The sequence below is a fragment of the Gammaproteobacteria bacterium genome (assembly GCA_035501935.1).
Lineage (GTDB): Bacteria > Pseudomonadota > Gammaproteobacteria > JAJPIJ01 > JAJPIJ01 > JAJPIJ01.
Genome location: DATJVC010000039.1, coordinates 80,581 through 105,786, shown reverse-complemented (window position 1 = coordinate 105,786; position 25,206 = coordinate 80,581). Strand labels below are relative to the sequence as shown.

The window sequence follows — 25,206 nt, the reverse complement described above, 5'->3', positions numbered from 1 at the left end:
GAAAGCCGCACGCGTCCCATGGAAGAGACATGCCATGAATCAAGCAGTTTGATATTTGATTCACGGGGCGAGCCGCGGGCGTGTACCGCAGCGAAGCGAGATGCAAAAAACCATGGACGGATTTTGCATCAAGGAATGGGCACCGCCCGCAGCAACTGCTCAGCCACAACCGCCGGCGCGCTCTCCCGGTCGCTGCCGCGCAAACGATGACCGACCACGGGCGTTAACACCGTCTGCACATCTTCAGGCAGGACATGCATGCGCCCGGACAGCAGTGCCCAGGCCTGCGCGCTGCGCCGCAGTCCGATGCCCGCGCGCGGCGAGAGTCCGGCGGCGAACGCGGGCGCCCGGCGGCTGAAATCGAGCAGGTCCTGCAGGTAGTCGATCAAGGCATCGCTGACGTGCACCTCGTCCAGCCGCTGCTGCAATTCCAGCAACCGCTTGGGGCCGAGTACCGGGTTCAGAGACTCCAGCAATTCGCGGCGGTCGCGGCCCTTGAGCAATATGCGCTCGGCGTGGTTGTCGGGGTAGCCCAGTTCGATGCGCATGAGGAAACGATCCAGTTGCGACTCCGGCAGCGGAAAGGTGCCAATCTGATGAAAAGGGTTCTGTGTGGCCACCACGAAAAACGGCTGCGGCAGGGCATGGCTTTTGCCGTCCACGGTGACCTGGTGTTCCTCCATCGCCTCCAGCAGGGCGCTCTGCGTGCGCGGCGTGGCACGGTTGACTTCATCGGCAAGAATGAGCTGCGCAAACAACGGCCCGGGATGAAAGCTGAAGTGGCCGGTCTCTTTCTGGTAGACAGACACGCCAATCACATCCGCCGGCAACAAGTCGCTGGTGAACTGGATGCGCTGGAAGCTCAAGCCCAGCGTCCTGGCCAGCACATGGGCCAGCGTGGTCTTGCCCACGCCGGGCATGTCTTCTATCAACAAATGGCCCCGCGCCAGCAGACAGGCCAATGACAATTTAAGTTCGTGATCCTTGCCGACGATGACCTGCGACGCGGCGGCCACCACCGCCTCGAAGGCGGCGCGGTCGTCCGGGTGTATGGTTTTCACGGGTTGCAATGGCACCGACATGCTGATCCTTTACCGTTGATTGTTATTCAATACGCTTATGACCGTAAGCATAGCCGACCGGTTCTGTACTCGCGAGGGTGTTGTTGTTAAATTGCATGAATACAAGAACAAACAGGGGTGCCCATGGATAAATTCGACTTTATCACCATCGGCAGCGGTCCGGCCGGCCAGAGGGCCGCCATCCAGGCCGCCAAGCTTGGCAAGAACGTTGCCGTCGTCGAAAAAAACCTGGCCATCGGCGGCGCCTGCCTCCACGTGGGCACCATCCCCAGCAAGACCCTCCGGGAGGCGGTGCTCTATTTATCCGGCTGGCGACAGCGTGGGTTTTACGGGCGGAGTTACCGTGTCAAGCAACGCATCACCGCCGAAGACCTCATGCAGCGGCTCGACATCACCATCCGTCATGAGATCGAGGTCTTGCAGCACAAGCTGGGGCGCAACGGTGTAACCACCCTGGTGGGAAGTGCCCAGTTCAAGGATCCACACGTACTGCGCGTCGAGCACGTCGACGGCAGTCTCCAGGAATACTACGGCGAGCACATCCTCATCGCCTGCGGCACCATGCCGTCGCATCCGCCGAACATCTCCTTCAACGGCACCAGCATCATCGACAGCGATGACATCATGCTCATGAAAAACCTGCCCCGTAGCATGGCGATCGTAGGCGCGGGCGTGATTGGAGTCGAGTACGCCTCCATCTTCAGCGCACTTGACATTGAGGTCACGCTGATCGACGGGCGGCCGTTAATGCTGGATTTCCTCGATCGCGAGATCACCGACGAGTTCATCCATAATCTTCGTGATCGCGGCGTCAACATCCGCCTCGGCGACAAGGTGGAATCGATCGAGGATCTCGGCAACGGTCGCGTACGGCTGCACCTGGCGAGCGGCAAGCAGGTGCGCAGCGAGATGGTGCTATTCGCGGCCGGTCGCGAAGGCGCGACCCAACAACTCAAGATTGAAAGCGCCGGGCTCGCCATCGATAAGCGCGGACGGCTCACCGTGGACGAGCACTACCGCACTTCCGTTCCGCATATTTACGCCGCCGGCGACGTGATCGGTTTCCCCAGCCTAGCCTCCACCTCGATGGAGCAAGGGCGGCATGCGGCCTGCCATGCCTTCGGCGCACAGCTGGCGCCGCCGCAGTATGGCGAGGTGTTTCCTTTCGGCATCTACGCCGTGCCGGAAATGAGCGTGATCGGCAAGACCGAGGAGGAGGTGGTCAAACAGGGGATCAAGCACGAGATCGGCATTGCACGCTTCCGCGAGACTTCACGCGGCCAGATTCTGGGCTTGCGGGAGGGCCTGCTCAAGCTCATCTTCGCCATCGACGACCGCAAGTTGCTCGGCGCGCACATTGTCGGTGAGGGCGCCACCGAACTCATCCACATCGGTCAGGCGGTGCTCGCCCACGGCGGCACGCTCGATTACTTCGTCAACACCGTCTTCAACTATCCGACGCTGGCGGAGGCCTACAAAGTCGCGGCGCTGGACGCCTGGAACAACTTCCCCGCTTAGAATCCGCGGGGTTGATTTGAGGACAAAAACAAAGGGGCCATCAGGCCCCTTCGTCGTATTACTTGAACCGTTAAATTAACGGTTGCTGATGTACATGGTCACTTCGAAGCCGAAGCGTACATCGCTGAAAGCAGGGGTTTCCCAAGTCATGTTAACCTCCAAAGTCGTTTATGTGAGTATTTAAAACTACTGTCTTTTATGAAGCAGAAGCCGTGCCAGACATACGGTATTGAAAGGCAAATTAGTAAATAATTCTTATATAACAATTAATTATAAATATAATTTGCGCTGGTAGTTCCAGTATGTATCGAGATTAATCCCATTGATTAAGGTTATAAGAAACCACTGGCGCGGTTTCCACTAACCACACTACGGCCCTCCATCCCGCCCGACAGCCACAGTATCGGGCTCAAGTGAAAGCAGCAGATTCTCACAAACCGAACTCCGCCGGCACGCTGCGGGCCGCTGCAGGTCCGAGAGGCTGCCGCCTTGGCAATCCCATACCGGGAGACCGTTTTGCAGCTGCGGGCGTAATACCAATGTCTGGCCGTCAAGATGCGTGTAGCGCCGGCTGGCGAATTCCACGGTGATGTCGCCGAACGCGTTGAACGCTATGCGGCGGGCCACGCTGGAAGCGGACTGATCCGGCAGGGCGGGTAATTCTTTCTCATTGGCGGGGAAGTGCCCATGCTGGCGCCAGAACGCCGACAATGCCTGCTGAAGCATAACCGTGCGCTCTAGGGCCTCGGTGACCGCCACCCGTTCACCATAGACGACGCCGCTGTGCGGGCCGTGCAGGACAATGAATGGCGTCAGCGCCGAAAAACCCAGTGCCGCGCAGCCAATCAGATGCGTACCCGTCCGCCGCGGCAGGATGTGCCGCCGGTTAGGCCGCGTGATCTTCAACGTCAGTCCCACAAGATAAAACATCCCGGTCAGAAATATGATGCTGAAATAGGCCACCGTGATGATCATCAGCGGGTCATGACACGGATCGTCCGGCACAATCAATCCAATGAGGCGATCGCCCAGCCATGCCCCGCCCAATACCAGTATGGCGTAGGCGATGACGGGGCTCATGAAGTGAAGGAATGCGGGCATCGGTTCAGACTGCTTTAGTGTGTACCGCCGGCTGCCATTAGAATGGACTGAAAAGGTTATCTCAACCATGATGAAAAAAAACAACAACCAATTCGCCCTGTTGCGTGAACGGCGGTTTCTGCCCTTTTTCATCACACAGTTTCTGGGGGCCTTCAACGACAACTTTTTCAAGATCGCGCTGGTACTGATGCTGACCTATCAGACCGTTCGTCCGTTGGGCATGGAGTCGCGCGATTTCAACGCTTTTTGCGGCGCGCTGTTCATTTTGCCGTTCTTTCTGTTTTCGGCGACGGCCGGACAATTGGCGGATAAGTTCGACAAGGCGGTGATGATGCGCGCGATCAAGCTGTTCGAGATCGTCATCATGAGCCTGGGGGCACTGGGTTTCGGCCTGCACAGCGCCGCGCCGCTGGTGATGGCGCTGTTTCTCATGGGCTTGCACTCGACGCTGTTCGGCCCGGTGAAGTATTCCTTCCTGCCGCAGCACCTTGATGAGGCAGAGATCGTCGGCGGCAACGGACTGGTGGAGATGGGCACCAACGTCGCCATCCTGCTGGGCGAGATCGCGGGCGGCCTGTTGATCGCCGATCGCCTGCACGGCCACTGGCTGGTCGCCGCCGGCACCCTGGCGGTGGCGGCGGCCGGTTACGCCGCCGCCCGCCAAGTTCCTCCGTCGCCGCCTGCCGATCCCGCGCTGCGCGTCAATTTCAATCCGATCACGGAAACCTGGCGCAGCCTGCGCTTCGCGCGCGGGAATCGCACGGTGTTTCTGTCCCTGCTGGGGATCTCCTGGTTCTGGTTTTATGGCCTGGTGTTTTTGTCGCTGTTCCCCGATCTCGCCAAGGGCGTGCTGCATGGAGATGAGTCCGTCGTGGTGGTGCTCTTGACCGTGTTTTCCATCGGCGTGGGCGTGGGTTCGCTGCTGTGTGAACGGCTGTCCGGGCACAAGGTCGAAATGGGGCTGGTGCCTTTCGGCTCCCTCGGCCTCACGCTGTTCGGCGTGGATTTCTATCTCGCCTGCCGCGGCTATGCGCCGCTGGGAACGGCCATGACGATGGCGGATTTCCTGCGCAGCACGGGGACCGCGCGCCTGCTCGCCGATCTTGCCGGCATCGGATTGTTCGGCGGCTTTTACATCGTACCGCTGTATGCCGTGATTCAAACCCGCAGCGAGCGCACGCATACTTCGCGCGTCATCGCCGCCAACAACATCCTGAACGCCTTCCTGATGGTCTGCTCGGCGGGGTTCTCGATAGGACTTTTCAAGCTGGGTCTGGATATTCCCCAGGTGCTGCTGACGACCGCCCTGGTCAATATCATTGTCGCGATTTTCATTTGCGCCCTGGTGCCGGAATACTTCGTCCGTTTCCTGATCTGGCTGCTGGTCCACAGCCTTTATCACTTGCGCGTGCGCGGCGACGAGCACCTGCCGGAGACGGGAGGCGCGTTGTTGATCGCCAATCGTGTCACCTACATCGATGCCCTGATGATCGCCGCCGGGAGCCATCGGCCGATCCATTTCGTAATCACCGAACGGGAATTGCGGCGACCCTTCTTCGGATTTCTGTTGCGGCGAATGGGGGCCGTGATCAAGCGCGGTCGCTGGCGGAGAGAAGTTGAAAAATTAATGCGCGCCGGTCACCTCGTATGTGTGTTCCCGGCGCCGGAGCCTTCATCTGACGGTCGTGTGCCACCCTTCGTGGAAGGATTGAATCCCCTGTTATCGAGCCGCCGCCGGCCGGTGCTGGTGCTGACCCTGCGCGGGGCATGGGGAACCTTGTTCAGCCGCGAGCACAGCCCCGCGCTCAAACGCGTCTGGCGCGGCCTGACACGACCGCTTGAATTGGCGATCACGACGCCATTGCCACAGGGGGAGATCACCCCGGCCAATGTGAGGGAGGAGTTGAACCGCCTTTACGGTGACGGCGATGCGTCCCCCAATCCTTAGGGCCGGCGAAACTCAGCCCCTAGTCCGGTTCAGGGGTGGCCAGGGCGTGGCACTTTTTGAATTTCCTGCCGCTGCCGCAGGGGCAGGGATCATTGCGCCCCACGTCCCGCCATGGATTCCGCGCCGGCGTGTCATGATCGTGCCGGCAATGGGGGCCGTGCTCGTGCGTTGCCGGTTTTTTTGGTTCGGGCATGGTCACCGTGCCGGCGAAGTGAATTTCGAGCCCATCATAACCCTTCGGCGTCCGGTGCACACCCTCATTGACCCGTCATACGCCGCGGCGTAGCCTGCCTTCATAAAAAATATGGAATAGATGAGCATGGGCATGGCCGAGAAATCCGCAGCACGCTTCAACGCGGTTCGCTTTGACTTCACCGCCAAGCAGGTCGCCTCACTGACCACCGGCGAGGTACGTGCCGCGATGGCTTCCGGCGCGTTCGTGTGGCTGGACATCGAGTATGTCGACGCCGCGGACGCGAGGCGGATACTGACCGACCTCGAGGTCCCCGGCAATGGCATGATCGACGGGTTATTCAACGCCGAGGCAAACACCTTCCTCTCGCGGCAGGAGGAATCGCTGCATCTGGTCGTCGCCGACTGCCAGATCGGCGCGGATGGGACGTTGACGCCCGAGCCCGTGCATGTGGTGATGACGCAGAACTATCTTCTCACCCTGCATGACGGCCCGCGCGCCTTCATGAACATGGTGCGCCAGGAATACGCTTCCGACTTCGTGCGTTTTGCGCAAAGTCCGAGTTTTCTCATTTACGAATTGTGGGATCATCTCGTGGAGCATTACGTCAGCGTGCAGGAGCGGCTGGAGTCGGGCGTGCGCGACCTGCAGCGCCAGCTTTTTGCCGACGATGACGAGGCGGTGTTCAAGCGGGTGGCCGCCATCGGCGCCAACCTGCTGCACTTTCGCGCCGTACTGGCGCCCGCGCGCGGGGTGCTCACCGAACTCTCCACGCGCCGTTCGATATTCCTGAGCGAGGCTACGCGGGCCGCGCTGGCCAACATGGTCAGCGTCATCGATCATGTGATGCAGGACGTGATGGTGGATCGCGACATCCTGACGCAGTCGTTGAACCTGCACATGTCCATGGTCAGCCACCGGACCAACCGCATCATGGGCCGGCTGACACTGTTGAGCGCCCTGTTCCTGCCGCTGACCTTCCTGTGCGGCGTCTACGGTATGAATTTCGAAACCTTCCCGGAATTGCACTGGCGGTATGGTTACCTCTTCTTTTGGATGGTGGCTGGAAGCATCGTCGGCGTGCTGGTGTGGTTGATGCGCCACCACAAGCTGCTGTAATTGTTGGTGTACGCCCGTGGGATTGGGTAAAGTTTCTCCGGTGGAGGGAAACAAAAATCACACTTTTTTGTTTCCCGATTCTGAAAAGTCCATGATGGACTTATTCAGAACTAAGAAAACAGCAGGCGTGGATTGAACCAGCCATGGGTGCCCGATTCGAAGTGGCCGGGTGAAACGTAACCGCACAGCCAGTGCGTGTTGCGCACCACCTCCTTCGTCCGGCCCCCGACTTCTATGGTGGCGGCAATCTGCCGCCGGTCGGCCTTGCGGACAATGCCCTCGTAACGCCGCCCTTCGAAACGCAAATCGATCCGGGCGCCTGTACGCGGCGTCTGCCAGTAGGGGCCGAGGTGTGTGGCAAAATGCAGGTGCGCGCGATAGCCCCCGTTCTCCCACATATAGGGACGGCCGATGACGCCGATTTTTTCCCCCGCCTCGATGAACGCGCCCGGCAGCCGCCATATGCCCGGACCCAGATGCGCATATACGCTGCAACAAAGAAAACTCCCATCCGCCAGGTGAATGGATTCACGCACGGTGGGCGCGAACAAACCAAGCTGGCGGCGCAATTTGTCGCTGGCGATGCCCGCGAGGTGGTGCTCAACCACCGCAATGTTGCCCCAGGACTCGATCCAGCCGATCTCGCGTATGAGGCCATCGGCGATCGCCACCACGGTTTGCGCCTCCCCGTCCCAGCCGACATCCTCGCCCACATGCACGAGTTCGGTATAGGTGCGGTTGGCCTTGTCCGTATCCACGCCGAAACTGTCGTCGGGTGCGCCGGGGTACTGGCGAATGGGCGCAACGAGCGGCGCACTGTACAGGTGGGGAACATTTGCGCCCGCATCGCGGCGGGTGGCCTGCACGGAACGGTGGGGCAGCCCGTAGTACGCTGCCAGCAGATCGAAACGCGCCTGCCGCCCGCGCAGGAAATCCGTGCCCGGCGAACGTCCCTGATAGCACCAGCGCGGTTCAAAGCGCTGCGTGGCAAGCAGGTGCCGCCGCAATGCTTGCCGCTGCACGGTTGCGGTGGAGCGCCGCTTGATCGCCCGCAGGCTGGATTCCAGGCCGGCAGCGGCATGGCGATCCGTCTCCGCCGGCAGCGCCGCCTGCAACGCCGCGCAATCATCGCCGCCGCCATGCCAGCAGAAATATTCGGCGGCCAGTTCGCGCGCCTCCGGCCGGGGATGGCGCAACAGTTCCCGACAGCACGCACGCACGGCGGACGGGGGATCAATCTGCTGGATCAGGGCGGCCAATCCCGCGCGCGCGACTTCCGTATCGCCGTCGTTCAGACAGGCGAGCATGGCCGCCGCCAGCGATGGATCGCCGTAACGCGAGAGATTGCACCGCAGATAGGGGCGCAGTGCCGGTTGCTCCACGGCTCGGCGCAGGCGCTCCACGTCGGGATACATGCTGTCGACCAGTGCCAGTGCCTCGCCGGCCCGCGCCGGCTCAGGATCATCCAGCCAGCGTGACGCGGCCTGCGCAAGAAAGGCGCGTCCCTCGCCGTGCTCCAGCACGATGGCCGCCATCCGCCGGCTCCCCGGATCGTCGCTGCCCAGATGGCGGATGACCGCCTCGCGGGCAATTGCCGACCAGCAGTGCTGGAGCGCGAAAAAACCGATGCGCCGGTCGGCGGCATCCACGCGTTCCAGCAATTCAAGCAGCGATGGCATCCACGTTGATCGTTCCTGATCGGGGATTGCGGACAAATCCGCGGCACGGGCTTCCAGATTTGCGCCCGCGCGCAGGTCGGCAATCAATTCATTCATGTCCGTCTTCATGACCGCTTCACTTCCCGGCCGCCGGAATATGGAGCCATGCGGTGTTATACTAAAATTCATGTGGAGAGTCTGCTTGGCTTGCCTGCTGGCATTGTGGATGGGCAGTGCCGCATGGGCGCGTATGTATCAGTGGGTCGATCCGCACAGCGGGCGCACGCACATGTCGGGTACGCCCCCGGCATGGTATCGCACCGGAGCGACGGGACCGCGGATATTCGTGTTTGAAAACGGCCAGATCATCGACGACACCCGGATCACCGTCGGCGCCGGGACACGCCAGGCGCTGCGCAAGCAGGCGTTCAAAAATGCCGCGCCAGTGACCCCGACACCGGATGCGGCCGGAGACACCACCACACCCGTGGCGCCGGTTGCAGACGACGCGGCCGCCGCCGCCACGGCGCCCGCGGCGGATACTCCCATGCCTCAGAATGTGTCACCAGAGGTGATGAACAAACTAAAGCAGGCGCTGGAACGCTGGGATCAAACGCACTCCTCCGACCTGTCCCTCCCCGCGCCGACGCCCCCCTCCCCGTAACGCGCGGGACAAGCAAGGCGCGGATTATTTCTTCTCCGCCGCTGCCTGTGAATTCTGGAAATACTTCGTAATACTCTGCCACAACCCCTTGCGCGCGGGCGTCGTGGACAGCGCGCCCAATTGCCGCAATTGGGGATTCTGCGGATCGAGCTGCAGGCCTATGTGCAGATAACGCTGGGCTTCATCGTCGTGACCGCGGGCGATTTCCCGTTCCGCCAGCAGGGCGAAACGCGCGGCGATTTTCTGGAACCCCGCCTTCGCCTGTTCGCTGTCCGGCTCCATCTGCAGTAGACGGGAATAATAATAATAGGCGTTGTTCTGGGGCGGCGAGGTCAGGCGGTATTCCTCCAGGCTTTTTTCCGCCAGCCAGATCAACGCCGTACGCACGTCGACTGGCGGCAAGATTTGACTTTGTATCGCCGGCTTGGGGATGACGGCGGCATTCGCCAGCTCGTCCTGCTGCATCACGGATTTTGGCGGTTGTTGATCCCCGGAATCATGCACAATTTTCAGCGTCTGGGCATAATAAAAAACAATGCCGTAGGCCAGCGAGGAAAGAATGAACCCGATGGTCAAAAAAACAGAAATACGCCAGCGGCCCGTCACCCCCTGCCCCGGGGAATATGAACGCGCACGCCCGATGGCACGCCCCGGCGCTGGCTCGGCGCCGGCGGGGGTGCGCAGATCATGCTCGAATTTGTCTATGAAATGCAGCAGGCTTTCCGCGTCACGAAAACGATCGCGCCGATCCTTTGCCATCATCAAATCCAGCAAGGGCTGATAACCCTGCAGGGCCGGCGGCAGTTTGGGGATCGGCGCCTGTTTGTGCTGCACGATGACGTTGATCACCGACGGCGACTGATAGGGTTTGCGACCGGTCAGCATCTCGTAGAAGATGACCCCCAGCGCATAGATATCGGCGCGTCCGTCGATGGGGCCGGCCTCGGCTTGTTCCGGCGCCATGTAATTCGGACTGCCGAGGAAAGTGCCGGTGCGGGTCAATTCATCGACGTTGGCGGTCATTTTTTTGGCGATACCAAAGTCGGTCAGCAGCGGCGTGCCGTCCTTGTGGAACAGGATGTTTGCCGGTTTCACGTCGCGATGGATGACGCCGTTTTTATGCGCGGCGTAAAGACCGGCGGCGATCCCCTTGACGATGGACAGGGCCTCGGCCGGGGGCAGCGCGCCCTTGCTGATGCGTTCCTTGAGATCGCCGCCTTCGACGAACTCCATCGACAAATAGACAAGCTTATCCGCCATGCCGATGTCGTGTATGGTGATGATGTTGGGGTGATTTAGAGACGCCAGGATGCGTCCCTCCTTGATAAAACGCTCGACACTTTCCTCAGTGGTGGCTTCGGTACTGTGCAGAACCTTGAGTACGACCTGCCGCTGCAGCGAGGTTTGCACGGCCAGATAGGCCGTGGCCATGCCACCAATGCCGATGGGCTTGAGGATGTTGTAACCCGGGATATTCATGACTTGAAAAATTATAGCCGCGAATGTTCAGTTTGACCGATGCCTTGGAAACATTCCAGTCCAAAGGCCTTGCAAGGTCGGGACGACGTTTGGATCAGAGTTGGAGGCGGATCCACCGTAATCCGGGTGGATTGTCGGCCGGAATCGGGGTGTTACAATGCCGGGAAAATCAGAACGTCGTTCATGACTGATCCTTCTCAAAGCCAGACGTGGCGCCGCCAAGGTTCGCGCCGCCACATCGATCGACTGCTGACGCAGCGACGAGGGGTGCTGGTGTCCATGTGCGAAGTGCTGGAATTGAAACCGTTCACTGTCGACAAGCCGGTGCATGAGGCCCTGCAGGATTTCACCCAAATGCTGGTTGATTATGTCGCGGCGGGCCATTTCAATCTCTACCATCGCATCGTCACGGGCAGGGAGCGCCGGCAGGCGGTGGCGCAAGCCGCGCGCCAGGTGTATGAGCGCATCGCCAAAACCACCGATGCGGCCATGGAGTTCAACGATCGCTACGGCGGCGAATGGAACTTTCATCTGCTCGACAAACTGGCCGAAGACCTGTCGATGCTGGGCGAGCAACTGGCCACCCGCGTCGAACTGGAAGATCGGATCATCACCGCCATGTTGGGCGGGCAGATTCTGCGCGATCACGCCAGCCGTCTCGACGGCTGAATCCCCTCCAAGCGGAAGCCATCGCTCCGCAATCACTCGCAAAGATTTTGATGATCCCATACCACGGCGGAGATTCCGTGCCGACGACCGAAACATCAATCTCGAAGCAATGGCAGCTGCGCGATCGGGCCGTGCTGTGGCACCCCTGCACGCAGATGAAGGATCATGAGGCGCTGCCGCCGATCCCCATCCGCCGCGGCCGGGGTGTGTGGCTCGAGGATTGCGACGGTCGCCGCTATCTCGACGCCATCAGCTCATGGTGGGTCAATCTCTTCGGCCACGCCCACCCCCGCATCAATGCCGCCATCCAGGATCAACTTCAGCAATTGGAGCACGTCCTGCTCGCTGGTTTCACGCATGCTCCGGCGATAGAACTGGCCGAGCGGCTGACGGCGCTGGCGCCGCCGGGTCTGACGCGCTGCTTCTACGCCGACAACGGCTCAGCCGCCGTTGAAATCGCGCTGAAGATGAGCTTCCACTACTGGCGCAATCAGGGCCGGTCAAAAAAATGCCGGTTCATCCGTCTCGAAAATGGCTATCATGGCGAGACGCTGGGTGCGCTCGCCGTGGGCGGCGTGCCGCTTTATCGCGAGACCTACGCGCCGCTCCTCATGCCGGTGCTGACGGCACCGTCGCCGGATTGCTACCACCGCGCGCCGGGCGAATCCTGGCAGGAACATTCCAAGCGCCAGCTGGAACCGATGGCGGCGCTGCTGGCCGAACACGCCGAATCCGTCTGCGCCGTGATTGTCGAGCCGCTGGTGCAGTGCGCCGGCCACATGCGCATGTACCATCCCGTGTATCTCAGCCTGCTGCGCGAACTTTGCAACCGCCATCACGTGCATTTGATCGCCGATGAAATCGCCGTCGGCTTCGGGCGCACCGGCACCCTGTTCGCCTGCGAGCAGGCGGAAATTGCGCCGGACTTCCTGTGCCTGGGCAAGGGGCTCACGGGCGGGTATCTGCCCCTGTCGGCGGTGCTGACGACGGCGGATGTTTATCAGGCCTTCTATGATGACCATGCTACGCTCAAGGCGTTCCTCCATTCCCACAGCTATACCGGCAATCCGCTGGCCTGCCGCGCGGCGCTGACCACGCTGGACATCTTCGAGGAGGAGCCGGTCATTGAACACAATCGCGGCCTCGCGGAGGTGATGCACTACGCGCTTTCACCGCTTGCCGATCATCCGCATGTCGCGGAGGTGCGCCAGTGCGGCATGATCACCGCCGTGGAGATGGTGCGGGACAAGTCTGCGCGCGAGTCCTATCCGTGGCAGGAGCGACGCGGACGGCGCGTCTACCGGCACGCCCTCGAACGCGGCGCCCTGCTGCGGCCGCTGGGTGACGTCGTTTATTTCATGCCGCCATACGTCATCACGCCCGAGGAAATTCGCTTCCTGGCGGAAGTCGCCGCGGATGGCGTTGACGTCGCCACCCGTGACTGAGGGTGTCCCGCCGTGCGCGTTCCCCGCTTATATGTCGACAAGCCGTTCACCACCGGCACCAGTGTCACGCTGGATGACGTTGCCTCCCACCATTTGTCGCGCGTACTGCGCGCGCGTGTTGGACAAGAGGTTTGCCTGTTCAACGGAATGGGCCTGGAATGCCGGGGCAGACTGCTGGACCTGGGCGCGCGGCGCGCCACGGTGGCCGTGGAGACCTGCGCCGAAGTGACGCGGGAATCCGCGCTGCCGATCACCCTCGTGCAAGGCATCTCACGCGGAGAGCGCATGGATTTCACCCTGCAGAAGGCGGTTGAGCTCGGCGTCGGCACCATCGTGCCCGTCATCATGGAACGCACCGTGGTCAGGCTGGATGCGGCGCAGGCGGAAAAACGCCGCGCGCACTGGCGGAAGATCGTGATTCACGCCTGCGAACAGTGCGGCCGCAATCATCTGCCGGAATTGCGGCCTGTGCGTCATATGAATGAATGGCTGGCGCTGCCGGTCGCGGGCGCCGGCATCGTGCTGCGTCCGGAGGCGGCACAATCTCTCGCCCAAATGGACATCCCGGCGCACGGCGGCCTCACGGTCATGATCGGCCCCGAGGGCGGCATGAGCGAGACGGAGGTCGCGCTCGCCGGGGCCCGCGGCTATCGGCCGGTGCGTCTGGGTCCGCGCATCCTGCGCACGGAAACCGCCTCGCTCGCGGCGCTGGCCGCCATTCAAGCCCTGTGGGGCGATTATCGCTGAAGCTCCGAATAAGCCCATCCTGGACTTCTCAGAGCACGGAAAGAAGAAAATGCGATTTTTGCTTTCCTTCATTTTCAATGTCCGTCAGGTCATTGAAAATGGCAGTGCCTCCCTGCGCCGCTGAACTTCGATTCATTCAGAGAGTCCCCGGGTTCCGGTCACATAAGCTGGTGTACAATCCGCCCATGTCATTGCATTCTCCCACCGCCGTACCTCATTTGACCACCGCGCAGAGCGGTCCGCTGGCGCATGTCGAGCAGCATTTGCTCGACCACCAGGCAGCCATCGAGACCTGGTTCCGCCAGCAATGGCGTCAGTCGCCGCCGCCGTTCTACACATCGGTGGATCTGCGCAACGCCGGTTACAAGATTGCGCCGGTGGACACCAACTTGTTTCCCGCGGGTTTCAACAATCTCAATCCGGCGTTTCTTTCGCTGTGCATACAGGCGATGCAGGCGGCGGTCGAGCGCGTCCATTCCCAGGCCAGCCGCATCCTCATCGTGCCGGAGAGTCATACCCGCAATCTGTTTTATCTGGAGAATGTGGCCATTTTGCGTTCCCTGATCGAAAAGGCGGGTTTCGAAGTGCGGGTGGGGTCGCTGCTGCCCGATCTGGCGGCGCCACAGAACATCGAACTGCCCTCCGGAAAGGTCCTGACGCTGGAGCCTCTCACCCGTGCCGGAGATCAATTGCGCGCGGGCGATTTCGTGCCGGACTTGATCTTATTGAACAATGACTTGTCCGGCGGCCGGCCGGCACTGCTGGAGAATCTCGCCCAACCGGTGGCCCCGCCGCTGGCCATGGGCTGGTCAACGCGGCTGAAATCCCGGCACTTCACGCATTATTCCGCCGTGGCGCAGGAGTTTGGTCGAAAGATTAATCTTGATCCGTGGCTGATAGAACCGCTGTTCAAAAACTGCGGCGAGGTCAACTTCATGGACGGCAGTGGCATGAACTGCCTGCAACGCCGCACCACCGAGTTACTGGCGGAGATCCAGCAGCGTTACGATCGTTATGGCATCACCGCCAAACCGTTCATCATTGTCAAGGCCGACGCCGGCACTTATGGCATGGGCGTCATGACCGTGCATGGCCCGGAGGAGGTGATGAGTCTGAACCGCAAGCAGCGGACGCGCATGTCCACCACCAAGGAGGGGCAGGCCATTCGCAACGTGATCATCCAGGAGGGCGTTTACACGCATGAGACGTGGGGCGAGCCGCCGGCGGTGGCCGAACCGGTCGTCTATCTGATCGATCGGCACGTGGTCGGCGGTTTTTACCGCGTACATAAGGAACGATCGGTGACGGAGAATCTCAACGCGCCCGGCATGCGTTTCGAGCCGCTGGCCTTTGCCGATTGTTGCATCTCTCCGGATCGAAGGCTGGGGCCGGATGCGCAACCCAACCGTTTTTACGCCTACGGCGTGGTGGCGCGGCTGGCGCTGGTGGCCGCGGGGCGCGAGATGATCTCCTAGACGGGTATTGGCGTCATTTAGCCGTGGACGCCGTCGCGGCCTTCTCGTGACGCGACAGATCAATCAGACCATTGATGACCTGGATCATCGCCTCGTAACTGCCCGCCATGGCGCCGGCGGTGAGATACTTGCCGTTGACGATCACGCTGGGCACGCCTTCGATGCCGTAGGCCTGCCCCTGCAACGCTGCCTGCTTCACCTTCTCCAGCGTCTCGCTGGAATTGAAGACCTTGGAGAAATCATCCTCGTTCACGCCCGCCTGTACGAACAAGGGGGCGTAGTCGTCGGCGCTTTCGAATTTGTGATGTTCTTCGTGCAAGGCGTGGAAAAACGCCGGATGCACCTTGTCGAGCACATGGAGGGTCTGCGCGGTGTAGTAAACGCGGGCGCCCGGCGCCCACTTGTCGCCGAACACGGCGGGCAGGCGGCGGAATTCCACATCGGCGGGCTTGGTCTTCAGCCACTGATTGATATAGGGCTCGAAGGCATAGCAATGCGGGCAGCCGTACCAGAAGATCTCCAACACCTCGATCTTGTCGCCGGTCTGGGTGGGCTGGGGCGCCGCGATTACCCGGTAATTCCCGCCCTGCGTGAGCGTGATGGTTTCGTGGATCGGCGTTTCTCCGGCCTCTTTTGCGGATAGTAGTTGCGTATCCACCAGCCATGCCAGGAGCAGTGCGGACAAAACGGCGAACGACAGTTTCATTGCAATACCTTTCATGTAATTAAAGTTGACCATACGAATGCAATCCGGATAAGAACATGTTGACCCCCAAAAAAGCAAAGGTTGTCACCACGAGTCCGACCAACGCCCACCACGCCATCACCCGCCCTTCCCAACCGCGCGCGATGCGCAGGTGCAGCCAGGCGGCGTAATTCAGCCAGACGATCAAGGCCCAGGTCTCCTTCGGGTCCCACGACCAGTAGCCACCCCACGCCTCCGCCGCCCACAACGCGCCCAGGATGGTCGCCAGCGTGAAAAAGGCGAAGCCCAGCGCAATAATCTTGTAGAGCAATTCGTCGAGGATCGCGGCCGGTGGCAGGCGCGCGGCGAAGAACGCCCCGCCCCGCTCACGCAGCAGATACGCCACACTGATCATGGCGGCGATGGAAAAACAACCATAACCGATGAAATTGGCCGGCACATGGATCTTCATCCAATAGCTGTTCAACGCGGGCACCAGCGGTTGGATGACATCCGCGCCGCGTGCAGAGGTATACCACAACAGAAATCCGATCGCCGCCGAGATGATGGTCATCACAAACACGCCGAGGCTGCGGGTTTGGTACTCGCGCTCGTAGTACAGATAAACCAGCGCGGTGACGAGGCAGAAGAGCACGAAGACCTCATAGAGGTTGCTGATGGGGATGTGACCGATGTCGGCGGCGATCAGATACGACTCGCGCCAGCGCACCATCATCGCGGTCAGTCCCGCCCCGGCAGCGCTCCAGGCCAGGCCGGTGGCCATCTGACCGACAAACGGCGAACGCCGCAGCCAGTGCAAAGCATAGGTCAGCGTGGCCATGCCGAACAGCACGCACATCCACATCGTGGCCGCGGCACTGGAGAGAAAATACTTCAAGGCGGGGCGCGTTTCGGCGTGTGTCAAATCGTGCTGGTAGAGTATGACCGCGGCGCCGCTGGCGGCGGCCACCGCCAGCAACAGGGTGCGCAACGGTGCGTAATGACGCGTGAGCCAGGTCAATACCGCTGTCACGCCGAGAAGAATGGTAATCTCATAGCCGTCCATGTCCCGACCGTAGTTTGCCAGCGTCCATGCGCACGCGGACCACAGGATGGTGACAAACAACCCGTAATAACCGCGGTGATCAGACACGCCAGTTCCGGTCTCCGCCACCGGCAATGTTTCCATGACTAAGGGGGTGACTGACATGTATTCTCCCGGAATAAAATAATTTAAGACTTATCGTTCCTCTGACCGCCGGCGCCGGCAAGGGTTGCACTGCCCGGCGGTGACCGCGCCTGCATATCCCGGTGGACCTTCAAGGCGAGGCGCGAAAATTCCCGTCTGAAATCCGGCTCATGCCGCAGGCTTGCGCCCGCCAGCAACACACGGGTTTCGTCCCCCTGCGCCTCGAGCCAGCCCCACACCCTTCGGTACGGCACATAAAATAACAGGAAAACACCGCAGAGGAGGAGACCAAAACCAAGATAAACCACGCGCTTGCCCGGCGTGCGGGTGATTTGCAGCCCACTCGCCAGCACCTCGGTGTAACCGGAAAGCGACAGGTAAAACGGCGAGCCATACAGCGGCAGCGCCGACAGCGCCGCGAAGGCGTCTTGCAGAAACAACTCCCTCTCCTTTTCCGAATCGGCTGAAGACGGTTCCGCAGGCGGCGGATGGATGTCGTCATACACCGCGCGCAACGCGGTTTGCAGGAGCTTGATGTAGGCCGCGCCGGCGGCATCGCGATGGGGTTCCGGCACCACCGTATTGACGAAGTTCAGCACGGCGTCGAGCCCGCCCTGCCGGAACAAGGTCAGCAAGCGGCGGGTCGCCTGTTCCAGATTCGACTGCAGCGTTGCGTCCCGCGCGGCGGTCGGCGCGGCATCCTGCAAGATGCGCGGCATCGCGCGATTCCAGCGGGAATCGTCGTACAACGCCTGCACCAGCGACAAAAACCGACCCGGCGTGCCGTTTTCATCCGCCGGGATGTGCAGGTAACGAAATTCCTCGGCGGGCGAGTCGCGCACACCACTCAGGAAATAGGCGCGGCCCTGCAGGGTCACCGGCTGCATGTAATTGACGTATTCCCTCGCGGTGCCGTCGGCACGCCGCAGGCGGTAGGTGAAACTGGGGCCGTAATCGATGAAGGCACGCCGCGCTCCACTGTCTCCCGGCGCCGGGTTGAGATTGAAACGGCGGAAGTCGGTGAACTCCAGGCGCAGTTCCTGTCCCCCGTCCTGGCGGGTCAGCGTCGCGTTCACCCGCGTCTCCAGTTCCTCCGCCTGCGGTGACTGCCAGGGATGCAACCGCAACTGCAGCCGGGAGCCGCCATCCTCGAAGCTTGCCTGATACAGGCTGTAGCCGTCCAGGATGAGTGGGTGATTCACGGCAATGGTGTAATCACGCGGCGCCGCCCAGCCTGGTTCGCTCAGTTTGATGTCGCTCTCGAACGATTTGGGCTGGCCGGTCTGATAATGCTCAATGCGGAATTTCTTCAGCGCGATCACGAACGGCAGCGGCTGCAGCAGATAGCCGTCGGCGACGTTGACGTAGGCGGCGTCCGCGCGCTGGCCCTCCGGGATCAGCACGCTGGCGCGAAACGAGGGATTGTCCCGCGGCAGGCGGCTCTGCGGCGGGACTTCCGCCACCGGCAGATCGCGCGTTTCGATGCGCAGGTCGCCCAGAAGCGTTCCCAGCTTCAGCGGTACATTGCCGTCGAGCAGACCGCCCACGCAGATGAGCACCACCGCGGAATGCGTGCAGAGATAGCCCAGCCGGTTGCCCCAGCCTTTTATACCCCCCAGCACGTGGTGCGGCCCGATGGAACGCACTCTGCTGCGGTAACCATGGCGCCGCAACGTTTGCAACATCACGTCCTGCGCGCGCGCGGTTTCGCAGGAACTGACAAATTCATGTCTGAATTTCAGCCGTTCCAGTTGCTGCCGGGTGCGGCCTTCCTGATAGTCATGCATGGCGCGCACCATCAGCGGCGCATTGCGCCACAGACAGACGCTGACCGAGGTCACAAGAAAGGCCAGAATGAACAAGAACCATGCCGCGGTGTAGACATCATAGAGTCCCAGCGCCCGGAATACCTCAAACCAGAATGGGCCGAATTTGGCCAGATAATCCGGATACGGCTGGTTTTGTTTGAGGACCGTTCCGATGACCGACGCCATGGCGACGCCCACCAGCAACGTGATGGCAAGATTCATCGATCCCAAAAAGCGGACAGCGGGGGCGCGGGCGAGACTCATGACGGAAGGTTGGTGATGTGGGCGGCGGGAGCTGCCGGCCCGCGGGAAGATAATCAGGACCGGTGCGGCACTCAGTGCAATCCTTCGATATATGACGCCACCGCCTCGATCTCCGCCGCGCTTAAATGGGCGGCGATCGTACGCATGATGGCGTTGTTATCCGTGGCGCGCTCGCCCGTGCGGTAGGCGTCGAGTTGCCTGGCGGTGTAGACGGCGTGCTGTCCACCCAGCGCCGGATAGCCCGCCGCCGGATTGCCGGAACCGCGCGGGCCATGGCAGGCCATGCACGCCGGCACGCCGGTATTGTTGTTGCCACCGCGGTACAGACGTTCGCCGGCGCTAACCAATTCCGGCTTGGCGGCGCCGATCTTGCGCCTTTGCGCCGCAAAATATTCCGCGACCGCCTTGATGTCCTCATCGCTTAAATTGGCCGCCATCGGCGCCATGGTGGGATTTTTACGAACCCCTGCCTTGAACGCCTTCAACTGTTCCCGCAGATACCGCGCACCCTGACCCGCCAGTTTCGGCCACTCGGGATTGGTGCTGTTGCCGTCGGCATTGTGGCAGGCGGCGCATACGGCCGCTTTTTGTGCGCCGTTGTCCGCGTGGAGCACGGGCGCCAGCAACAAAAAACCAGTGAGCGTGACGCTCATCCCCAATCGTTTTTTCACGTCATATGCCCCAAATGTGAAAGCACAAAAGTGCGGCAAAGAATACACCAAAGTGCCTCATTCCGCAGAATGGCCCGCGCGGCGAAGCGCAAAAAAAACCCCGGGCATAACAGGGGGAGTTAACTGCCCGGGGGTTTAGAGGGGCCCGGCTGGGGAGGCCGGGCATGTTTCATCCCGCTCGGGAGGTTGAGCGGGCACGTCCGTTGAGGTACGTGTAATCAATGAGACCTAAAACCCTGTCTAAAAGTTCAACGGCTCTGGCCGCTCAACGTAAATTTGAATTGTCATTCAAGATCAGTACGCAATATATTTCTCGTGATAAATAAATCAGCTTTTATGAGCATCCCATTGAATGACATGGAGTAAGAATTAAACTGCCCTTAAAACTCCAAGCTGGCTGGATGATGGATCTGCATCCTGAATCGCCCGTGCACCGCGACGACATAGCCCCGTGCGACGACCGCGCGATTGCGCCAGCGGTTGATGTCCACACCGATAAAGTATTGCCGGTCGCGATCGTAAATCTTGAGGGAAAATTTATCGCCGAGCGCGAGCCAGGTGATGCCGTCACGATGGCGAATATTCCGGATCACGCCCCGCACCGCCCTGAAGCCGGTGAGTTTCGCGGTCAGTTTTTCAGCCTCCACCGGTTGATAGTACGGCAGCGCCCACAGTCCGCGGCGTGCACGTCGCGCTTCATATTCGGCGGATTGATAACAGGGCAAGTAGGCGAGATTAGGTGAGATCGTCAGTAGTTGGCCGTAGCCCTGACGCAGCAGCCAGGACTGCAGGTTGGTGCCGTCCGGGAGAAAGACATGCGCCAGCAGCCGCTGATAGTGATCATGCCGCTCGGCATCGTAGGCCAGCATCACCCGCGTGCCCGGCGGCATTATGGCGCGCAACGCCCCGGCGGCTTCGTCGGCATAGGGTTCCGCCGGCGCCTCCTCGTGGCGGACTTCCGGCGCGTTCACGCCGATGAATCGCACCACCCGGCCGTCCGCCAATCGCACCGTATCGCCATCGTAAATCGTCGCAATGATGGCGGTGGCATCCGAGTGCCGGAGCGCGCACTCATCCGCCAGGGTGGCGCCGGGCAATACAAAGCAAAGCAAAAGCAAGGCGAGTTGTCTTGGCTTCACGTCACTATAATGCCCGTGACTTGGCCAGCAAAAAAGGCGTCATGCAACCATCCTCGTCCTGGGGGGCACGCTTCGGCTTCGTTTACGGAATTTTTACTTCCAGCAGATCGACTTTTATCCCTTTTTTACACGGCCATCACTATCTTTGTCACACAGGGCGCCCAAGCTCCGATTGATTGAGATCAAATTGTGACGGTGACGCCCATGCTACAAACCGTTCACCACAAGGCGCATCAATACGAAAGGGTTATTTATGGACATGCTATATCTGACGATCGCGGTGGGCTTCTTCGCCTTGACGATGGGCTTGCTGAAGGTTTGCCAGCAACTGAGGAGATCACCATGACCTCGATTTATGCCTTGAGCGGCGTCATCGCCCTGCTGCTTTTCATTTATCTGGTCATCGTCCTGCTTTATCCGGAGTCATTCTCGTGACCGCCTCCACCGTTCTCCAATTCGTCCTGTACGTCGCCGTGCTGCTGGCCTGCGTGAAGCCGCTCGGCGCCTATATGGCGCGGGTGTTCGAAGGCAAATCGCGCGTCACGCGATGGGGCGGACCCTTCGAGCGCTGCATCTATCGCCTCTGCGGCGTCAACGCCGGCAGGGAGATGACCTGGACGCAATACACCGTGGCGGTGCTCGTTTTCAATTTGCTCGGCTTCCTCGCCGTCTATGCGCTGCAGCGCCTGCAAGGGATGCTGCCGCTCAACCCGGCGGCGATGGGCGCGGTCAGCCCGGATTCGTCTTTCAACACCGCGGTCAGCTTCGCCACCAATACCAATTGGCAGGGTTACGGCGGCGAGACGACCATGAGTTATCTCACGCAGATGCTGGGCCTGGCGGTGCAGAATTTCCTCTCCGCGGCGACCGGCATCGTTGTTCTCATCGCCCTCATCCGCGGTTTCGCGCGGCATACGGCGCCGTACATCGGCAATTTTTGGGTCGATCTCACCCGCTGCACGCTCTACATCCTGCTGCCGCTGTCGCTCGTGCTGGCGCTGGCACTGGTCAGCCAGGGCATGCTGCAGAATTTCGACGCCTATAAAACCGTCGCGCTGACCGAGCCGGTAAGCTACGAACAGCCGAAAAACGACGCGGCCGGCCAGCCGGTCAAGGATGCCAAGGGCAACCCGGTCACGGAGACGGTCACCGTCAAGGAACAGACCCTGCCCATGGGGCCGGTCGCCTCGCAGATCGCCATCAAGCAACTCGGCACCAACGGCGGCGGCTATTTCAACGTCAACTCGGCGCATCCCTATGAGAACCCGACGCCGCTCTCCAATTTCCTGGAGATGGAGGCCATCCTGCTCATTGCCGCGGCGCTGTGCTACACCTTCGGTCAGATGGTCGGCGATACGCGCCAGGGTTGGGCGGTCCTCGCGGCGATGCTGGTGATCTTCGTCTTCATGACCGGTGTCGTGACCTACTACGAGCAGCAGGGCAACCCGGCGCTCACCGCCCTCGGTGCCGATCAGGGCGCCAGTGTGCTGCAGGCCGGCGGCAACATGGAAGGCAAGGAGACGCGCTTCGGCATCGCCAACTCGGCACTGTGGGCCGCGGCGACCACGTCCGCCTCAAACGGCTCGGTGAACTCCATGCACGACTCCTACACCCCGCTCGGCGGTCTGGTGCCGATGTTGAACATGCAGTTCGGCGAGGTCGTGTTCGGCGGGGTCGGCTCCGGACTTTACGGCATGCTGATGCTCGCCATCATCGCCGTGTTCGTCGCCGGGCTCATGATCGGCCGCACGCCGGAGTACCTGGGCAAGAAGCTCGAGGCCTACGAGATGAAGATGGCCTCGATAGCGATCCTGATCACCCCTTTCTTGGTGCTGGTCGGGACCGCCATCGCCGTGCTCGCCGCGCAGGGGCGGGCCGGTATTGCCAACCCGGGAGCGCATGGCTTCAGCGAAATCCTGTATGCCTTCTCCTCGGCCGCCAACAACAACGGCAGCGCCTTCGCCGGCCTCGGCGCCAATACGCCCTTCTACAACCTGTGGCTGGGCGTGGCCATGTGGTTCGGCCGCTACTGGATCATCGTGCCGGTGCTCGCCATCGCCGGTTCGATGGCCGCCAAGAAGCGCATCCCCGCGGGCGTCGGCACGCTGCCGACCCACGGCCCGCTGTTTGTCGCGCTGCTCATCGGCACCGTGTTTCTGGTGGCCGCCCTGACCTTTGTCCCGGCGCTGGCGCTGGGGCCGATCGTTGAACACCTGATGATGATGGGCGCGCACTGACGCGCCGCTGCCTGGAGACAAGCTGATGAAGCTCAAGACACGCAAATCTGTGGGACTACCGCTGTTCGACCCCCAACTCGTCCGGGCGGCGCTCATCGATGCCTTCAAAAAACTCGCGCCGCGCGAGCAGATCCGCAACCCGGTGATGTTTGTCGTCTTTGTCGGCAGCATCCTGACCACGATATTGTTCGTGCAGGCCCTCGGCGGACACGGCGAGGCGCCCGCCGGCTTCATTCTGGCCATTTCCCTGTGGCTGTGGTTCACCGTCCTGTTCGGCAATTTCGCCGAGGCGCTCGCCGAGGGGCGCAGCAAGGCCCAGGCGGCCGCCATGCGCGGCGTGCGAAAAGAGATCTGGGCGAAGAAACTCAAGGACCCGGATCCCGCAGCCAAATGGTGGACGGTGCCCGCCGGCGAATTGCGCCGGGGAGACATCGTGCTGGTGGAGGCGGGCCACGTGATTCCCGGCGACGGCGAGGTGATCAAGGGCGTGGCCTCGGTGGACGAGAGCGCCATCACCGGCGAATCGGCGCCGGTCATCCGCGAATCGGGCGGCGATTTTTCCGCCGTCACCGGCGGTACGCGCGTGCTGTCCGACTGGATCATCATTCGCATCACGGTCAACCCGGGCGAGGCGTTCCTCGACCGGATGATCCACATGGTCGAGAGCGCCAGGCGCCAGCGCACCCCGAACGAGATTGCGTTGACCATCCTGCTGGTGGTCCTGACCATCATCTTCCTGCTGGCCACGGTCACCCTGCTGCCCTATTCGGTGTTCAGCGTCAACGTCACCGGGACGGGCACAGCCGTCACGGTCACGGTGCTGGTGGCGCTGCTGGTATGCCTCATCCCCACTACCATCGGCGCCCTGCTCTCCGCCATCGGCATTGCCGGCATGGGCCGCATGCTCCAGCATAACGTCATCGCCAATTCGGGGCGGGCCATCGAGGCCGCGGGCGACGTCGACGTGCTGCTGCTCGACAAGACCGGCACCATCACGCTCGGCAACCGCCAGGCCGCCGCCTTTCTGCCCGTGAGCGGGGTGAGCGAAAAAGATCTGGCCGACGCGGCGCAGCTTTCCTCGCTCGCCGACGAAACGCCGGAAGGCCGCAGCATCGTGGTACTGGCGAAACAGCGCTTCAACCTGCGCGAGCGCTACATGCAGTCCCTGGGCGGCACCTTCGTACCGTTCAGCGCCCACACCCGCATGAGCGGCATCAACATGGGCGAACGCCAGGTGCGCAAGGGCGCGCCCGAGGCCGTGCGCAAGCACGTCGAGTCGCTGGGCGGTCATTTTCCAGCCGAGGTGGAAACCGTTGTCGATACCCTCTCGCGCCGCGGTTCGACGCCGCTGGTGGTGGCGGACGGCGCGCAGGTACTGGGCACGATAGAACTCAAGGACATCGTCAAGGGCGGCATCAAGGAGCGCTTCGCCGAACTGCGCCGCATGGGCATCAAGACCGTCATGATCACCGGCGACAACCGGCTGACCGCGGCCGCCATCGCCGCCGAGGCGGGCGTCGATGATTTTCTCGCCGAGGCCACGCCGGAGGCCAAGCTGAAATTGATCCGCGAGCATCAGGCGCGGGGCCTGCTGGTGGCGATGACCGGCGACGGCACCAATGACGCGCCGGCGCTGGCGCAGGCCGACGTGGCCGTGGCCATGCACAGCGGCACACAGGCGGCCAAGGAGGCGGGCAACATGGTGGATCTCGATTCCAACCCCACCAAACTGATCGAGGTGGTCGAGATCGGCAAGCAGATGCTGATGACGCGCGGCTCGCTCACGACCTTCAGCATCGCCAACGACGTCGCCAAGTACTTCGCCATCATCCCCGCCATGTTTGCCAGCACCTACCCGGTGCTCAACGCCCTCAACGTCATGCATCTCGCCAGTCCTTCATCGGCGGTGCTGTCGGCGGTCATCTTCAACGCGCTCATCATCGTCGCCCTCATTCCGCTGGCGCTCAAGGGCACGAAATACAAGCCCATCGGCGTGGCGACCCTGTTGCGCAACAATCTGCTCATCTACGGCGTCGGCGGCATCATTGTTCCGTTTATCGGCATCAAGCTGATCGACGTCATGCTGGTGGTTTTGGGACTCGTTTGAGGGAGACG

The 25,206-nt window shown here is 61.5% G+C and carries 21 protein-coding genes; 11 read left to right on the top strand and 10 right to left on the bottom strand.

Translation table 11 applies throughout. The features are described from left to right. Positions 1 to 128 precede the first annotated feature (128 nt). Entirely contained in the window at positions 129 to 1,082 is a 954-nt protein-coding gene (locus tag VMH34_10430; protein HTT09191.1) for a MoxR family ATPase, read from the bottom strand. Positions 1,083 to 1,205: 123 nt separating this feature from the next. Between VMH34_10430 and sthA the strand changes: the two genes are divergently transcribed. Next, a complete protein-coding gene (gene sthA / locus VMH34_10425; protein HTT09190.1) occupies positions 1,206 to 2,600 on the top strand; it encodes a Si-specific NAD(P)(+) transhydrogenase in 1,395 nt (464 codons plus the stop codon). 369 nt (positions 2,601 to 2,969) lie between these two features. Here sthA and VMH34_10420 read toward each other — a convergent pair whose 3' ends face one another. After that, positions 2,970 to 3,680: a pilin gene (locus tag VMH34_10420; GenBank protein ID HTT09189.1), complete on the bottom strand. Its 711-nt coding sequence runs from the start codon at positions 3,678 to 3,680 to the stop codon at positions 2,970 to 2,972. A gap of 88 nt (positions 3,681 to 3,768) precedes the next feature. Here VMH34_10420 and VMH34_10415 point away from each other — a divergent pair, with 88 nt between their 5' ends. Then, the gene (locus VMH34_10415; GenBank protein ID HTT09188.1) at positions 3,769 to 5,649 is read left to right on the top strand and encodes an MFS transporter; all 1,881 of its coding nucleotides are present in this window, start codon (positions 3,769 to 3,771) and stop codon (positions 5,647 to 5,649) included. 19 nt (positions 5,650 to 5,668) lie between these two features. Here VMH34_10415 and VMH34_10410 read toward each other — a convergent pair whose 3' ends face one another. Beyond that, positions 5,669 to 5,842: an SEC-C metal-binding domain-containing protein gene (locus VMH34_10410; GenBank protein ID HTT09187.1), complete on the bottom strand. Its 174-nt coding sequence runs from the start codon at positions 5,840 to 5,842 to the stop codon at positions 5,669 to 5,671. A 120-nt stretch (positions 5,843 to 5,962) separates the two neighbouring features. Here VMH34_10410 and VMH34_10405 point away from each other — a divergent pair, with 120 nt between their 5' ends. After that, entirely contained in the window at positions 5,963 to 6,961 is a 999-nt protein-coding gene (locus VMH34_10405) for a magnesium transporter CorA family protein (protein ID HTT09186.1), read from the top strand. Between the two features lie 110 nt (positions 6,962 to 7,071). On the opposite strand, the gene VMH34_10400 is transcribed toward VMH34_10405, so the two are convergent. Further along, on the bottom strand, positions 7,072 to 8,748 hold the full coding sequence (locus tag VMH34_10400) for a hypothetical protein (protein HTT09185.1): 1,677 nt from the start codon (positions 8,746 to 8,748) through the stop codon (positions 7,072 to 7,074). A 73-nt stretch (positions 8,749 to 8,821) separates the two neighbouring features. Between VMH34_10400 and VMH34_10395 the strand changes: the two genes are divergently transcribed. After that, entirely contained in the window at positions 8,822 to 9,283 is a 462-nt protein-coding gene (locus VMH34_10395) for a DUF4124 domain-containing protein (protein ID HTT09184.1), read from the top strand. A gap of 24 nt (positions 9,284 to 9,307) precedes the next feature. Here VMH34_10395 and VMH34_10390 read toward each other — a convergent pair whose 3' ends face one another. Next, on the bottom strand, positions 9,308 to 10,762 hold the full coding sequence (locus VMH34_10390) for a serine/threonine-protein kinase (GenBank protein ID HTT09183.1): 1,455 nt from the start codon (positions 10,760 to 10,762) through the stop codon (positions 9,308 to 9,310). A gap of 183 nt (positions 10,763 to 10,945) precedes the next feature. Between VMH34_10390 and VMH34_10385 the strand changes: the two genes are divergently transcribed. From VMH34_10385 to gshA, 4 genes are all read left to right on the top strand, one after another. Further along, on the top strand, positions 10,946 to 11,431 hold the full coding sequence (locus VMH34_10385; GenBank protein HTT09182.1) for an Rsd/AlgQ family anti-sigma factor: 486 nt from the start codon (positions 10,946 to 10,948) through the stop codon (positions 11,429 to 11,431). 98 nt (positions 11,432 to 11,529) lie between these two features. Next, the gene (locus tag VMH34_10380; protein HTT09181.1) at positions 11,530 to 12,876 is read left to right on the top strand and encodes an adenosylmethionine--8-amino-7-oxononanoate transaminase; all 1,347 of its coding nucleotides are present in this window, start codon (positions 11,530 to 11,532) and stop codon (positions 12,874 to 12,876) included. Positions 12,877 to 12,888: 12 nt separating this feature from the next. Next, complete coding sequence (locus VMH34_10375; protein HTT09180.1) at positions 12,889 to 13,623, top strand: 16S rRNA (uracil(1498)-N(3))-methyltransferase; 735 nt, start codon at positions 12,889 to 12,891, stop codon at positions 13,621 to 13,623. Between the two features lie 185 nt (positions 13,624 to 13,808). Then, the gene (gene gshA, locus VMH34_10370) at positions 13,809 to 15,098 is read left to right on the top strand and encodes a glutamate--cysteine ligase (protein ID HTT09179.1); all 1,290 of its coding nucleotides are present in this window, start codon (positions 13,809 to 13,811) and stop codon (positions 15,096 to 15,098) included. Positions 15,099 to 15,111: 13 nt separating this feature from the next. On the opposite strand, the gene VMH34_10365 is transcribed toward gshA, so the two are convergent. The 5 genes from VMH34_10365 to VMH34_10345 all read right to left on the bottom strand — a co-directional run bounded on the left by VMH34_10365 (position 15,112) and on the right by VMH34_10345 (position 20,854). Continuing rightward, positions 15,112 to 15,804 carry a thiol:disulfide interchange protein DsbA/DsbL gene (locus tag VMH34_10365; protein ID HTT09178.1) on the bottom strand — a complete coding sequence of 231 codons (693 nt, stop codon included), beginning with the start codon at positions 15,802 to 15,804 and terminating at the stop codon, positions 15,112 to 15,114. A 19-nt stretch (positions 15,805 to 15,823) separates the two neighbouring features. Continuing rightward, the gene (gene ccsB / locus VMH34_10360) at positions 15,824 to 16,993 is read right to left on the bottom strand and encodes a c-type cytochrome biogenesis protein CcsB (protein HTT09177.1); all 1,170 of its coding nucleotides are present in this window, start codon (positions 16,991 to 16,993) and stop codon (positions 15,824 to 15,826) included. A 23-nt stretch (positions 16,994 to 17,016) separates the two neighbouring features. Beyond that, the gene (locus VMH34_10355) at positions 17,017 to 19,002 is read right to left on the bottom strand and encodes a cytochrome c biogenesis protein ResB (GenBank protein HTT09176.1); all 1,986 of its coding nucleotides are present in this window, start codon (positions 19,000 to 19,002) and stop codon (positions 17,017 to 17,019) included. Between the two features lie 113 nt (positions 19,003 to 19,115). Next, a complete protein-coding gene (locus tag VMH34_10350) occupies positions 19,116 to 19,697 on the bottom strand; it encodes a c-type cytochrome (protein HTT09175.1) in 582 nt (193 codons plus the stop codon). Between the two features lie 398 nt (positions 19,698 to 20,095). Continuing rightward, positions 20,096 to 20,854, bottom strand: coding sequence for a thermonuclease family protein (locus tag VMH34_10345; GenBank protein ID HTT09174.1), 759 nt, complete (start codon positions 20,852 to 20,854; stop codon positions 20,096 to 20,098). A gap of 342 nt (positions 20,855 to 21,196) precedes the next feature. On the opposite strand from VMH34_10345, the gene kdpF reads away from it, so the two are divergent. Genes kdpF through kdpB form a run of 3 tightly spaced genes read left to right on the top strand, consistent with a single transcriptional unit; the run spans position 21,197 to position 25,198 of the window. Continuing rightward, positions 21,197 to 21,289 (top strand): K(+)-transporting ATPase subunit F, encoded by a 93-nt coding sequence (gene kdpF, locus VMH34_10340; GenBank protein HTT09173.1) that lies wholly within the window; start codon positions 21,197 to 21,199, stop codon positions 21,287 to 21,289. After that, positions 21,286 to 23,091, top strand: coding sequence for a potassium-transporting ATPase subunit KdpA (kdpA, locus tag VMH34_10335; GenBank protein ID HTT09172.1), 1,806 nt, complete (start codon positions 21,286 to 21,288; stop codon positions 23,089 to 23,091). Before kdpF ends, kdpA begins: the two co-directional genes overlap by 4 nt. A 25-nt stretch (positions 23,092 to 23,116) precedes the next feature. Next, positions 23,117 to 25,198, top strand: coding sequence for a potassium-transporting ATPase subunit KdpB (kdpB, locus tag VMH34_10330; GenBank protein HTT09171.1), 2,082 nt, complete (start codon positions 23,117 to 23,119; stop codon positions 25,196 to 25,198). Positions 25,199 to 25,206: the final 8 nt, after the last annotated feature.